Here is a 13,995-nt window from a genome sequence, read left to right as displayed (position 1 = left end):
TTAGTTGGCTAGCGGATAACGGTAATGGTACCCTGCTTAAGCGTCTCACTGGCGTTCTGGATTTTATAGTAGAACACCATGTTTTGACTTGGAAAGCTCGTTGCAGAGGAAGGCCAGTCGTTTTGATAATTAAATTCATTGAGCACCTCTTCACCCTTATCGTTATAGATGATCACCTGGACCTCAGCTCTTCCCGAAAAGCTATTCGGGATGATCCATTGGTCGTTGATCCCATCACCATTCGCGGAAATAACATTGGGCACCTTAAAGGTGTCGAGATAGCTTACGGTCAGGACTCTGCTGATTTGGCACCCGCCTAGGGTAGCCACCAACATATATTGTCCCTCAGTGGTAAAGGAATAGGAGGAAGAAGTACTTAGTTCGTTGTTTTGTGCATCCATCCAGCGATAGGAATCACCACCACTCGCAGTAACCGTACGGGAGGTGCCTTCAGGGATGCGAAGATCTGTTCCTGGATCGAGCGTAATCAGGTTTTCGTCCAGGCTGTTCAGTGTAATTTCATTGGACGGAACCGGACATCCGCTACGCTGTATAACCAATTGGTATATTCCTGGGGTACTAACATCAATACTGGCTTCTGCGCGATTGAGGTTAACACCATCCCGGAACCAATCAAAAGTAACACCGGTAAGATCTGTGTTGGTATCCAGAATAACGGGTTGGGCCGGGCCACAAACCGTGGTTTCAGAGGCGTTGATCACCAGCGTTTCATTTACGCGAAGCTGCACACCCAGGGTATTGGAGGTCGCGTTGTAGCTCGAAATACTGGCTTGAAGGGAATAGTCTCCGTTCTCACTAACGTCTGTAAGACTAATGGAGGAACCGGTAGCACCGCCGACAGGATTTCCATCGAAAAACCATTGGTAGTTGAGGTCTCCCTGCAGGCTGGCCGTAACGTCGGTAGCCCCTCCCCCGCCGTCAATAGCGCGGATTTGAGAAACATTCAGCACAACATCTGTATTCTGACAGGCACTGTAAGTACCGGAATAAGCAATATCCAGCTCAAGGGCCACGGGGGCAACAACCTCGGTTGCCGGGGAATCCTTGCTGGTGGAGGCACAGGCGCCTCCGGTAAGCGATACCCGGGCGAAATAGGTTCCGGTTACCGTATCGTCTACGGTAATAGAGGCTGAAGTAGCCCCACTGATGGGGTTACCATTGCGATACCATTGATAGGTTACACCTGAAGCATCCGTGGAAACACTCAGGGTGGAGTTTTGACCGGGCAGGACTACAACAGTATCCGGGTTGTCGCGGGTTACATTGAAATCCCCGGCATTAGTCATCGTAACTACAGGAGACTGTTCCACGCAAGCCCCGGTACCAAATATTTCTACGGAATAGTCCCCTTCAAATCCAGGGGTAGAAGCATCTACCAGGTAGGTGGAGTCGTCCACGGTAGGACTGGTAATGGCAACGCCATCTTTGAACCAGGTATACGTCAGACCCTGGCCAGTGATGTTGGCTTCCAACAATTCGGTTTCCCCACTACATAAAGCAGTTTTCGAGGGGGGATTAATCTGAATGCCCAAACTGGACCCCGTGGTTACATCAATAATGTTTGATAGGGTATTTCCCGATCCGGAACACGAACCGTAGTCAATTTCGGCATTGTACATACCCGCCTGGCTAACCACAATGGACGGGCCTTTGTCGGCCAGCAGGGTTCCGCTGCGGTACCAGTTGTAGTTGTAGGTGCCTGCATTAGGCAGTCCGTAAACTTCCAGGGTAATGGAATTACCATCACATACCTGGGCAGTACCGTCGCCAAAATCGGCTTGTCCCTGAGGCCTGACAGTTATCCCGCCATTAACGTCGAGATAATACATGGGGTAGGCTACAGATACAGGGCTGGTAATGGCCGGGCTGGTACTGCGAACACGGAGGCGATATCCTTCCCCACGTGTATCGGTAGGCAAAGAGAACTGGAAATAAAAGTCAAATTCGGCATTCTTGGAGCCGTCTCGTGCAAGTTCGGTGGCATTTGAGAAGCTACCGGAAGCATCGGAGAGTTCCAGGATAAATTCGTTATCGGAGTTCACAAGCGGCGGGCTCCAGGTAAAGTTTACCCAGTAATCGTTAAAGCTTGCGGAAGCACAGGCGGCAGACCAGGCGGTGCTGCCAGCCGGTGGGGTTTGGTTGGGGGCTGCCTCAGGAGCATTGAGTACCTGGGCGGATCCGGTTTGGATCCACATTAGGCCCCACAGTAGGGCTGTGGCGAAACGTAATTTTTGAAACATAAGACGCATTTTTAAAATCGATTTGTCAAAGTATTTGCCCTACTTTTCAAATCACTCGGGTTTGCTTTGGACGGAATTGGTTAGCGGTTAATCGTTGTCCTACAGAAAATTCCCAAGATCAATTCCTAACAAATATGGCTTATGAGTGCAGTTGGACGAATTTATTGTTGTCGGGCCGATCAAATATGTTGTGAAACGGGTGGATTTGTATGGATACTGGGAAGCGATCGGCTTGTAAGCGCCATTTTTCCTACCTTTGTCAGCTTAAAACTCCAGCTATGAGTGAGGCATCAAAATCCCTCAATTTTATAGAGCACATTGTCGAGGAAGACCTGCGAAATGGTTTTGATCCGGAGGCTTTGCGTTTTCGTTTTCCACCGGAACCCAATGGGTACTTACACATTGGGCATGCAAGCTCGATTTGCTTGAATTTCGGCCTGGGTCTGCGCTATGAGGCGCCCGTGAATTTGCGGTTCGACGATACCAATCCGGCGAAGGAAGAAACGGAGTATGTAGAAGCCATTAAACGGGACGTGGCCTGGCTGGGGTTTGAGTGGGATCAGGAATGCTATGCATCGGACTACTTTCAGCAGCTCTACGATTGGGCGGAAGCATTGATAGAACGGGGGCTGGCCTATGTAGACAGCCAGACTTCAGAAGCCATGGCAGAGCAAAAGGGAACGCCAACACAGGCGGGCACGGATAGTCCGTACCGGGATCGAAGTGTAGCGGAGAATTTGAAGCTATTCCGGGAGATGAAGGAAGGCAAGCATGCGGAAGGAAGCCATGTACTGCGCGCTAAGATTGATATGGCGTCACCTAATATGCTCATGCGGGACCCGGTGATGTACCGGATTTTGCATAAGGCTCACCACCGCACAAATACCGATTGGTGTATTTATCCGATGTACGACTGGACACACGGGGAGAGCGATTACATAGAACAAGTCTCACATTCCCTGTGTACGTTGGAGTTCAAGCCGCACAGACCACTTTATGACTGGTTTTTGGACCAATTGGTATCTAAGGACAAGCTCCGGCCCAAGCAGCGTGAGTTCGCCCGCAGAAACATTAGCCATACGGTAGTGAGTAAGCGAAAACTGCTGCAATTGGTGGAACAGGGGCATGTTAAGGGTTGGGACGATCCGCGGATGCCCACAATATCGGGATTACGCCGGCGTGGCAGCACCCCTGCTGCAATTCGGAACTTTGCCGAAACCATAGGAATTGCCAAACGGGATAATGTGGTCGATATGAATTTGCTGGAGTTCCACATGCGGGAAGACCTCAATAAGGTAGCTCCGCGGGTAATGGCGGTACTCGATCCACTGAAAGTGGTCATTGAGAATTATCCTGAGGAGCAGGAGGAATGGCTGGAAGCCGAGAATAATCCGGAAGACGAAAGCGCAGGTTCCCGGGAAATCCCTTTTTCTAAAGAACTGTGGATTGAGCAATCCGATTTTAAGGAGGAAGCCAACCGCAAGTTTTTCAGGCTGAAGTTAGGCGGGGAAGTTCGGTTGAAGAATGCATACATTATTAAGGCCGAACGTGTCGATAAGGATGCGGAAGGCAATATCACTACGGTATATTGCTCCTATGATCCGAAAAGTAAAAGTGGAAGTGGCACGCCAGAAAGTCAGCGCAAGGTTAAGGGTACCCTGCACTGGGTTTCTGCAAAACACGCCGGAGAGGCCGAGGTAAGATTGTACGATCGGCTGTTTATTGATCCGACTCCAGACCAACATGAAGATAAAGACTTCCTGGATTTCGTGAATGAGGATTCTTTGGAAATTGTCAAGGCTTATGTTGAACCCGGCTTGCTCGAAGCAAAAGCTGGTGATAGATTTCAATTCCAGCGTCTGGGATACTTTTGTGTAGATCCTGATTCCACACCGGATCAACTCGTATTCAATCGGACAGTGACCTTGCGCGATACCTGGGCAAAAATCGAAGAAAAGGCTAAATAGAAAAGCCCTATCGTCATTAAAAAACCAATCGGTTTTATCAATGAAAAAGGGCTTTAAATAAGGCGTTTCTAGAGCTTTTTACGGCCCTGGAAAGACAAAGCCCTGCCGTCAGGAAGAAATCCTGGCAGCAGGGCTTATTTTAGCGCAAACTTAATTTCCCTGAGGATTGTTGTTTTTCTTCTTCATGGCCTCGCCAATTTGATTGCTTGCGGTAAAAGAAGCAACCATATTATTGAGCATGTCGCTTCCGGCTTGCGGAGAATTCGGAAGCAGGATTAAGTTGGTGTCGGTTTCCTCCCCTATAGCCTGAAGGGTGTCATAGTGTTGCGTAACTACGATCAACGCGGAAGCCTCCTGGGAATTTATACCAACTTTATTGAGCACTTCAACAGACTCTTCCAGACCCCGGGCAATCTCCCGGCGCTGATCGGCAATACCCTGTCCTTGCAATCTTTTGCTTTCTGCTTCTGCTTTGGCTTTTTCGACCATCAGAATCCTGGCGGCATCTCCTTCGAACTGCGCTGCGATCTTTTCGCGCTCCGCGGCATTAATTCGGTTCATAGCCGCCTTAACCTGAGAATCCGGATCAATATCCGTAACCAGGGTTTTGATGATATCGTACCCGTAATCGAGCATCGCGTCCTGAAGTTCAGATTTCACCGCTATGGCAATGTCGTCTTTCTTGACAAAGACGTCGTCCAGTTTCATCTTGGGCACTTCGGCGCGAACAACGTCAAAGACATAAGAAGTAATCTGCTCATGTGGATATTCCAGTTTGTAGAAGGCTTCGTAGACCTTGTCCCGAATCACTACATATTGAACCGAGACCTTCAGTTTTACGAATACGTCGTCCAGGGTCTTTGTTTCAACGATCACATCCAACTGCTGGATTTTCAGACTCAGCCGTCCGGCAATGCGATCGACAAGCGGAATTTTCAATTGCAGCCCTGAATTGCGAATGCTTTGAAAGCGACCAAAGCGCTCAACTACCACAGCGGTTTGCTGCTTGACAACAAAGAAAATGAGTAGACATAGAAAGAAACCCACAAATATTGCGGGTCCCCAGAATAAAATGGAGCCCATAGTGTTTAGTATTTACGTTTAGAAAAAGATACGGAATTGCCTTATTAGTCGTAATTCGTGTGATTTTGTTACGAATAATAATGTAAGGATATAAAAAACAATAAGTTACAGGGATTCAATAGCGTTTCTCAGCCGCAATAGCGTTTCCTCCCGTCCCAGCAAGTCCGCAATATCAAAGAGGTGAGGTCCCTGCAAAGCCCCAACAAGGGCCAGCCGGAAAGGCGCCATGATTTGTCCAAAACCATATCCGGAATTGACAATCCATTCCTTAACGCTTGCTTCCAGTTCAGCGCTACGGAATTCCGGCACGGTTTTCAGGAATTCCTCCAGGGCCTCCATACGCTCGGGCGTTTCTGGCTTCCACTGTTTTGAAGCGGCTTTGGGATCATATTCCGCCGGCCGAACGAAAAAGAATTTTGCGCTCTCCAGGATCTCCGGTAGAAAGTGTGCCCGCTCCCGCATGAGCTCCAGGATTCGCAAGAGAAAGCCATCCTCATAATCACCGGGATAGGTTTCACCGACCAGCGAAACAAATTCACCGGCTAAAGCAGAAATTGGCTTGGATTGAAGGTAGTGTTGGTTAAACCAAGCGTTCTTATCCGGATCAAACCGCGCTCCGGATTTATGCACCCGCTCCAGGCTAAAGGCATCTACCAGCTCCTCAAGGGAAAACAACTCTTGTTCTGTCCCGGGGTTCCAACCCAAAAACGCCAGGAAGTTGACTACAGCCTCGGGAAAGTAACCGGCTTCGCGATAGCCAATACTCTCCTCCCATTGCAACGGGAAAACCGGAAATCCGAGCTTGTCCCCATCGCGCTTGCTGAGCTTGCCTTTTCCACTTGGTTTGAGAATCAGCGGGAGGTGCGCAAACTCAGGCGCCTTCCACCCAAAAGCTTCGTAGAGCTTAACATGTAATGCCAGCGAAGGAAGCCATTCTTCCCCCCGAATCACATGGGTAATTTCCATAAGGTGGTCGTCTACGATATTGGCCAGGTGGTAAGTTGGCATCCCGTCGGATTTAAAGAGGACCTTATCGTCGAGGGTGTTGGTGTCGATCCGGATTTCGCCACGGATAATGTCGGTAAAGACCAGGGTTTCATCCTTGGGCCATTTAAACCGGACGGTGTACGCCTCCCCGGAATCCAGGCGCTTTGCTAATTCCTCGGACGTAAGGCCCAGGGAGTTGTCTAGCTTTTCCCGGTTATGCCAGTTGTAAATGAAAGTCTTGCCTTTCTTTTCATGATCCACCCGATGCGCCTCCAGGGCTTCCGGCCGGTCAAAGGCATAATAGGCCCATCCGCTATCTATGAGTTGGAAAACATACTCCTGATATAAGGATTGGCGCTCACTCTGGCGGTAGGGGCCGTAGTTACCTTCGCGCCCAGGACCTTCATCGTAGGGAATGTTGAGCCAGTCAAGGCTTTCTGCGATGTATTGCTCTGCTCCTTCCACAAAGCGTTTCTGGTCCGTGTCTTCGATTCGAAGCACGAAGGAACCTCCGTGTTTCCGTGCAAAGAGGTAATTGTACAGGGCGGTACGAACACCACCTATGTGCAGGGGCCCGGTAGGGCTTGGAGCAAATCGAACACGTACAGGAGCTGCCATATGCTTTTATTGAGGGGCAAAGATAGGAAGCCCGGCGGGCACTGCAAAGCTCGAGCTTATTGCAAAAGGATTAGGGCCGGCGTGTTTCCGGCAACATATCTGCGGGTACCCTGCGATTCATTATGGAAAACCAAAGGCCGGGGATCAGGGACAAAACCATAGACGTAGGGTAGCCATAGGGAAGCTGAGGGGCTTCCTCTTTGCAATCGAGCAACTGATATTTCTTATTCGAACGGGCATGGTGGTCGCTGTGCCGTGTGAGTTCGTAAAGCACAATGCGACCCACCGTATGATTGCTGTTCCAGGAATGCCGGGCCGTCGTCCGCTCATACCGTCCGGAAGGCAATAACTGACGGCGCAAACCGTAGTGTTCGATATAATTTACCGTTTCGAGCATCAGGAAACTAACCACTGCCGCGGAAAAGGCAATAAGCGCTCCCAGGGCACCGAATACCAGCCAAACCAACGCCAGGTAGGCGATTTGGGCCACGGTACTCCAAAACATATGGTTTTTAGGCGAGAGAAAGGCGAGCTCCTCGGCCTGAAGTATTTGGCGCTGCAGGCGCCAGGCACTGATATATTGACCGATGACTGAGCTGAGCCAGAAATGGTAAACCGATTGATTATACCGTGCGGTTGCCGGGTCTTTAGGGGTGGCTACATACAGATGATGTCCTTTATTATGCTCGAGGTAGAAATGTAAATAGAGACTGGGCAGCAATAAGAGCTTGCCGAGGAAGCGTTCTACAGCGGAGTTTCTGTGCCCGAGTTCGTGCCCCACATTAATGCCATTGACCGCCATCGTAATACCCACAGCGCTGATCAACCCAATCATTGTTGTTGTGGACAGCGGCAGGGTGGTACCGAGAACCAGACCATATATTAGAATCCCGTAGACCATAGGAACGTTCAGGTAAAGCATCCAGTCAAAAATGGGATGAATCTTTAGCTTCTCCTTTTCCTGCTCCCCGAGGTTACGGCCGTCCTGGGCCAGCAGTGTTTCGAATATCGGGATAATCCCAAAAGCATAAATTGCCGGTGCAAAATACCAGAAACCGCCTTGGCTCAAACCGAACCAGGCAACAAGCGGCAGGGTGTAAGCCATCAGGTATTTCAACGATTTGAACATGCTTTTAACAACAATTAACGGCCGCTTTTTCCCGGCCCTTAGTATCTTGTGATTAAAGATAGGGATTTGGAACGGTACCAAACCATACTGCAGAAACTGCAAGCCTTTATGCGGCGCTATTACCTGAGGAAGCTTTTGCTCGGGGGCATCCTGTTTATTTTCGCCTCCGCGGTACTGATGTTGGCTGCAGGAGGGCTGGAATACGCACTCTGGATGTCCGGAACTGCCCGGGCCGTCTTGTTTTGGGTATTGCTGCTGGGTATCGGCTTCGGATTGTACTATTGGATTATCAGGCCTTCCCTGGAGCTCTTGAACTTAAGGGAAGGATTGAGCCAGGAGGAAGGCTCCCGTATCATCGGGGAGCATTTTCCTGAAGTAGGTGACAGGCTGCTGAACTTGTTGGAATTAGCCAGGCGCAAAGACGATTCCGAATTGCTTATGGCCAGTATCGATCAGCGCTCAGAACAGCTTACCCGGATACCCTTTATCAAAGCGGTAAATTTTTCAATCGCCTACAAACGCGCCAAGCTGCTTTTAATTCCATTGGCACTGCTGGCACTCATTTTTGTGACCGGTAAGGCCAGGGATTTCTTCGGATCCTACGATCGCGTGCTGCGCTACGAAGCAAATTTTTCGCCCCCAGCCCCATTTAGCTTTGCCCTCCTGAACGATTCGCTTCGGGTGCTGGAAAACGCTCCTGTTGTAATTAGGGTAAGTACAGAAGGGGAACTGCAGCCGGAAGAAGTTACGCTTTGGGTAGATGGCCGGCCGGTGCTTATGTCGGACAGGCTAACCCATTTTGAAACAACCCTCAATCCACCTCTGCAATCCTCGGAACTCTATTTCGAATCCAACGGTTGGCGTTCGGCGCGCTACGAGTTGGAAGTCCTGCAGATTCCACTTATCGACCGCTTTTCGGTACGCTTGGAATATCCCACCTACTTAAAGAGATCCCCCGAGGAAATTCAGGGCTCCGGCGATTTTTCCATACCGGAAGGGACACGGGTTAATTGGGAGCTGACCGCAGTACATACCGATGCAATACGCTATACCGATAAGGATACCATGCGCTTTATGGAGAAGGCGGGGAACAACTTTACATTTCAAAAGCGGTTTTTCTCATCGGGCCCCTATGCCCTTAGTACGAGCAATGAAAATTTAATGGATTACGAGGGTCTTAATTATGAGGTAAAGGTGATCCGCGACGAATATCCCCGCGTGGCTGTTGAGGTGCTGCAGGATTCTATTTCACCTGAGCAATATTTCTTTTCGGGAACGGCCTCTGACGATCACGGCATAGCTGGCCTTGCGGTGGTCATTTCGGATTCAGACACCTCCGAAGAAGTGGGCACCATAGCCCTGCAACCTTCCGGCGATAATTACCAGGAGTTTTACTATACGTTTCCTAGTGGGATAGCAAATCTTCCCCCGGCTTCCTACGAGTTGTATTTTGAAGTTCGGGATAATGACGGGTTACGGAATGGAAAAAGTACGAAGAGCCAGGTATTCAGGCTACAGGTGCCTGATAGCGCTGAGTTAGCACAAAGATTGCTGGACAATCAGAAGGGAATACTTTCTGCTCTGGAGCGGACGCGGGAAAAGCAAAAGGAGGCCACAGAGGCGCTGGACAACGAATTGCAATTGCAAAAGGAGCGGCAGGAAATGGGCTTTAATGAAAGCCGGGGCCTGAAGGAAACGATCAATCGCCAGATTCAACAGGAGAAACTGATGGAGAAGTTCTCCAGGGAGCTGAAGGAAAGCTTTGAGAAAGATGAGAGTGAAAATGAATTCAAGGAATTGCTCGAGGAGCGTTTGGAACGGCAAGAGATAGAGGCCAGGAAAAATGCCGCTTTAATGAAGGAGATGCAAGAGATTCTCGACAAGTTGAGCCAGGAAGAATTGCAGGAACAACTGGAAGAAATGGGCAAGCAGCAAGCCCAGAATGACCGAAGTTTACAGCAACTGCTCGAGCTTACCAAGCGATACTATGTACAGCAGCAGGCACGCGCTTTGGCCCGGAAGCTGGAGAAAATGGCCAAGCGCCAGGAAACACTTTCCGGATTAAAGGAGAATTTTGAGGATAGCGGCCTGGAAGAACAAGAAAAACTAAGCAAGCAGTTCGACAGCCTGCGATTGGATCTGCAGGATTTAGAAAGAGCAAATCAGGATTTGAAACAGCCTATGCCCTGGAAACGGAATGCAACCAAGGAGGCGGCCATAGACAAAGATCAGCAGGATGCCGAAAGGGCTCTGGAGAGCTATGAGAACGCCAAGCGAGACGAGATGGCGGGTGGCCAAGAGGGCGAATCGTCGTCTGAGGCGGCAAAGGCAGCCAATAAACAGCGTAGTGCGGCTCGTAAAATAAAGGAGATGGCGGAAGCTTTAAACCAGGATGGCGGGGGCATGGGTGGTTCCAGCGAATCCCAGAACGCCGAGGATGCCGAAATGCTTCGGCAGATCCTGGAGAATTTGGTGAGCTTTTCCTTGGAGGAGGAACGTTTGTTTGACCAGGTTCAACAGTACAGGGAGCGGGGATTGAATGAAACAGGGGACATTCGCAGGCAACAGGAACTGCGCAATCTTTTTGAGCACGTAGATGATAGCTTGTTGGCGCTTTCGCTGCGGCGGCCGGAAATCAGCGAAACCATTAACAAACAGATTGGAGAGGTCTACTACAATATTGACAAAAGCCTGGAGGTTCTGGCGGAGAGCCAATGGCTGCGGGGAGCTTCCTATCAGCAATACACCATAACGGCCTCTAATGAGCTCGCAGCAATGCTAGCAGCTGCCCTGGAGAACATGCAACAATCCATGAAACCAGGAAAGGGATCTGGCGGGGGAGATTTTCAATTGCCGGACATTATCAAAAGCCAGCAGGATTTGCAGCAACAAATGCAGGAAGGAAGTTCCGGGGAAGGTCAGGAAGGAAACGAAGGCGAAGCCGGGAAACAGGGAGAATCCGGATCTGAAGGAGAAGGTGGTCAACAGGGAGAAGGTGGACAGCAAGGTGAATCGGGCGAGCAAGGCCAATCAGGGCAACAAGGTGAAGGAGGGCAGAATGGAGAATCAGGAGAGCAAGGCGGGTCTGGAAATAACGGCAAAGGCGAACAGGGAGGTGATGGCAATGGTTCTCAAGGACAGCAGGGAGAGGGCCAGAACGGGGGAAAAGACGGTAGTTCAGGAGAAGGCAGCGGATCGGGCAATGGTCAGGGTGAGAGTGAATTGAATTACGAGGAAGTATATAGTATATATAAGGAGCAGCAGCGTATACGAATGCAACTGGAGCAACAGTTAGAAGACTTAATACAGGAATCAGATAAGGAAATGCTGCGAAGTATTGCGCGGCAGATGGAGCAGTTCGAAAATGAATTGCTTCGGTCTGGTATCACGGAGCGTACGGCGAATCAAATGAATGCGATTCAGCAACGATTGATGCAATTGGAGAACGCATCTTTTCAGCAGGAGGAGGAAAGCCGTCGGACGAGCAATACAAATGAGGAGTATTTCAGAAACCCCATTATTACGCGTCCGGAGGTATTTGAACGCATTCAAAACACTCAGGAGATATTAAACAGACAAGTATTACCTTTGCGGCTCAATTATAAGGACCGTGTCAAAAGTTATTTCCGGGAACGATCCGATAGTATACCACAAGAGTGAAGGCGCTGATCTTCAGGAAAAAGAGAAATATACCGATTGGTTAATTTCTTTGGGGGAGGTTCATTCTGCAAGGATTGAGAATCTTCATTATTATTTCTGTTCAGACGAGGAACTGCTGGGAATGAATAAGCAGTTCTTAAACCACGATTATTACACCGATATCCTAACATTTCCCTACGGGTCAAATCAGGAGATATCCGGGGAAATCTTTATTTCTACGGATAGGGTTGCAGATAATGCTGCGAGTTTGAAAACGACTTATGAAGAGGAGTTACGCCGGGTAATGGCACATGGGTTATTGCATCTATTGGGCTACGATGATCATAGTGAAGAAGAAGTCTGGGAAATGCGAAAGCTCGAAGACGCGGCCTTAGATATGTTCCACGTGAAACATTAATTATGTTTTCAGAAGTATATGATGTAGTTGTAGTAGGTGGAGGTCACGCAGGTTGTGAGGCTGCCGCTGCTGCTGCCAATATGGGAAGCAAGACCCTTTTGGTTACTATGAATTTACAGACCATTGGACAGATGTCCTGTAATCCGGCTATGGGCGGAATCGCAAAAGGCCAGATCGTTAGGGAGATCGATGCGTTGGGGGGATTAAGTGGTTTGGTAAGCGACGCCTCAGCGATACAGTTTAAGATGCTCAATAAATCAAAAGGCCCGGCCATGTGGAGTCCCCGCACCCAGAACGACCGGATGCTTTTTGCGGAATCCTGGAGAAATGCCCTGGAAGGGATCGGAAATCTGGATTTCTATCAAGAAATGGTAACTGGATTGCTGATTGAAGGCGAACGCGTAGTAGGTGTTCGTACGTCACTGGGAGTTGAAATAGCAGCCAAAAGTGTTGTGCTTACTAACGGCACCTTCCTCAATGGATTAATCCACATTGGCGAGAAGCAGTTTGGCGGAGGCCGTGCCGGGGAAAGAGCAGCAACCGGGATAACGGAGCAGCTGGTAGATCTTGGTTTTGATTCGGGGAGAATGAAAACCGGAACGCCGCCAAGAGTAGATGGGAGAAGTTTGGATTATGAGGCAATGATCGTTCAACCCGGGGATGAGAATCCGGGCACATTTTCCTACTTAAACCGGAAGGGCCTAACCCGTCAGCGGGATTGCCATATGACCTATACGAGTGAAGCCGTTCACGATCTCTTGCGGGAGGGCTTTGATAGAAGCCCTATGTTTAATGGGCGCATACAGAGTATCGGACCGCGCTATTGCCCCAGTATAGAAGATAAAATCGATCGCTTTAAGGATAAGGACCGTCATCAGATATTCGTAGAGCCGGAAGGCTGGAATACGGTTGAGGTTTATGTAAATGGTTTTAGTACTTCCCTCCCTGAAGAAGTACAGTTCAAAGCGCTCCGACAAGTCAAAGGATTTGAAAAGGTTAAATTTTTCAGACCCGGATACGCGATAGAATACGATTATTTTCCTCCAACCCAATTGCGTCACACGCTGGAGACGAAATTGGTGACTAATTTATTCTTTGCAGGTCAAATCAATGGAACTACCGGTTATGAAGAAGCGGGGGCCCAGGGTTTGATGGCGGGAATCAATGCCAGCCTCAAGATACAGGAGAAGGGTCCTTTTAAACTGGGCCGGGATGAGGCTTATATTGGCGTATTGATTGACGATCTCATCACCAAAGGCACAGAGGAACCTTATCGCATGTTTACCTCAAGAGCAGAGTATCGCACACTATTGCGCCAGGACAATGCCGATTTGCGCCTGACTCCAAGGGGATATGATTTGGGATTGGCGTCTGAAGATCGCTTAAAGCAGAGTGAATCAAAGCTAAAGGAATCTGAAGCGTTGGTTGGCTTCTTCAAAAAGGCCAGTTTTAACCCTAAAGAGGTGAATAAAATTCTGGAACGCGTAGGTTCTGCACCCGTAAAGCAGAGCGACAAGTTGGTTAGAATATTTTCACGTCCGCGGATCACTATGGAGCACATGCTGGAACTTCCGGAAGTATCGGACTATGTAGCCTCCAATGATTTGCATGCAGAGGTGTTGGAGCAGGCGGAAATAGAAGTAAAGTACGCCGGATATATTCGCAAGGAAAAGGAGAATGCGGATAAACTTAGCCGTCTGGAGAATGTTCCCATCCCAGAGGGGATAGCTTATGATTCTCTGTCTTCGTTATCCTATGAAGCGCGGGAAAAACTAAAGAAAATCAAACCTACATCCATAGCCCAGGCTTCGCGAATCAGCGGTGTTTCGCCTAGCGACATCAGTGTTTTGCTCGTCCATTTGGGGCGTTAAGTTCCACGTGGAACATATTTCA

At 49.3% G+C, this 13,995-nt stretch carries 8 protein-coding genes; 4 read left to right on the top strand and 4 right to left on the bottom strand.

Going from position 1 to position 13,995, the window contains the following annotated elements:
* Nucleotides 1-8: 8 nt before the first annotated feature.
* On the bottom strand, nucleotides 9-2,261 hold the full coding sequence (locus tag BM318_RS05755; protein ID WP_245759752.1) for a T9SS type B sorting domain-containing protein: 2,253 nt from the start codon (nucleotides 2,259-2,261) through the stop codon (nucleotides 9-11).
* Nucleotides 2,262-2,539: 278 nt separating this feature from the next.
* Here BM318_RS05755 and BM318_RS05750 point away from each other — a divergent pair, with 278 nt between their 5' ends.
* On the top strand, nucleotides 2,540-4,228 hold the full coding sequence (locus BM318_RS05750) for a glutamine--tRNA ligase/YqeY domain fusion protein (RefSeq protein WP_092981413.1): 1,689 nt from the start codon (nucleotides 2,540-2,542) through the stop codon (nucleotides 4,226-4,228).
* A 150-nt stretch (nucleotides 4,229-4,378) separates the two neighbouring features.
* On the opposite strand, the gene BM318_RS05745 is transcribed toward BM318_RS05750, so the two are convergent.
* From BM318_RS05745 to BM318_RS05735, 3 genes are all read right to left on the bottom strand, one after another.
* Entirely contained in the window at nucleotides 4,379-5,311 is a 933-nt protein-coding gene (locus tag BM318_RS05745) for an SPFH domain-containing protein (RefSeq protein ID WP_092981412.1), read from the bottom strand.
* A gap of 105 nt (nucleotides 5,312-5,416) precedes the next feature.
* A complete protein-coding gene (gene gltX / locus BM318_RS05740; protein WP_092981410.1) occupies nucleotides 5,417-6,916 on the bottom strand; it encodes a glutamate--tRNA ligase in 1,500 nt (499 codons plus the stop codon).
* Between the two features lie 70 nt (nucleotides 6,917-6,986).
* A complete protein-coding gene (locus tag BM318_RS05735; protein WP_092981409.1) occupies nucleotides 6,987-8,045 on the bottom strand; it encodes an alkane 1-monooxygenase in 1,059 nt (352 codons plus the stop codon).
* Nucleotides 8,046-8,111: 66 nt separating this feature from the next.
* Between BM318_RS05735 and BM318_RS05730 the strand changes: the two genes are divergently transcribed.
* The 3 genes from BM318_RS05730 to mnmG are packed head-to-tail and all read left to right on the top strand — an operon-like array spanning nucleotide 8,112 to nucleotide 13,973.
* Nucleotides 8,112-11,705 (top strand): hypothetical protein, encoded by a 3,594-nt coding sequence (locus BM318_RS05730; protein WP_143099929.1) that lies wholly within the window; start codon nucleotides 8,112-8,114, stop codon nucleotides 11,703-11,705.
* Nucleotides 11,656-12,102 (top strand): rRNA maturation RNase YbeY, encoded by a 447-nt coding sequence (gene ybeY, locus BM318_RS05725; protein ID WP_245759751.1) that lies wholly within the window; start codon nucleotides 11,656-11,658, stop codon nucleotides 12,100-12,102. The genes BM318_RS05730 and ybeY overlap by 50 nt, the downstream gene beginning before the upstream one ends.
* Nucleotides 12,103-12,104: 2 nt before the next feature.
* On the top strand, nucleotides 12,105-13,973 hold the full coding sequence (mnmG, locus tag BM318_RS05720; RefSeq protein WP_092981405.1) for a tRNA uridine-5-carboxymethylaminomethyl(34) synthesis enzyme MnmG: 1,869 nt from the start codon (nucleotides 12,105-12,107) through the stop codon (nucleotides 13,971-13,973).
* Nucleotides 13,974-13,995: the final 22 nt, after the last annotated feature.

Origin of the sequence: Robiginitalea myxolifaciens (assembly GCF_900115205.1) — a bacterium.
Lineage (GTDB): Bacteria > Bacteroidota > Bacteroidia > Flavobacteriales > Flavobacteriaceae > Robiginitalea > Robiginitalea myxolifaciens.
This window is presented reverse-complemented; position numbering and strand designations above follow the sequence as displayed.

What these genes read in the sequence shown, in the direction of transcription:
- BM318_RS05755 (WP_245759752.1), bottom strand. Translation starts at nt 2,261, where the DNA reads ATGTTTCAAAAATTACGTTTCGCCACAGCCCTACTGTGGGGCCTAATG.
- BM318_RS05750 (WP_092981413.1), top strand. Translation starts at nt 2,540, where the DNA reads ATGAGTGAGGCATCAAAATCCCTCAATTTTATAGAGCACATTGTCGAG.
- BM318_RS05745 (WP_092981412.1), bottom strand. Translation starts at nt 5,311, where the DNA reads ATGGGCTCCATTTTATTCTGGGGACCCGCAATATTTGTGGGTTTCTTT.
- gltX (WP_092981410.1), bottom strand. Translation starts at nt 6,916, where the DNA reads ATGGCAGCTCCTGTACGTGTTCGATTTGCTCCAAGCCCTACCGGGCCC.
- BM318_RS05735 (WP_092981409.1), bottom strand. Translation starts at nt 8,045, where the DNA reads ATGTTCAAATCGTTGAAATACCTGATGGCTTACACCCTGCCGCTTGTT.
- mnmG (WP_092981405.1), top strand. Translation starts at nt 12,105, where the DNA reads ATGTTTTCAGAAGTATATGATGTAGTTGTAGTAGGTGGAGGTCACGCA.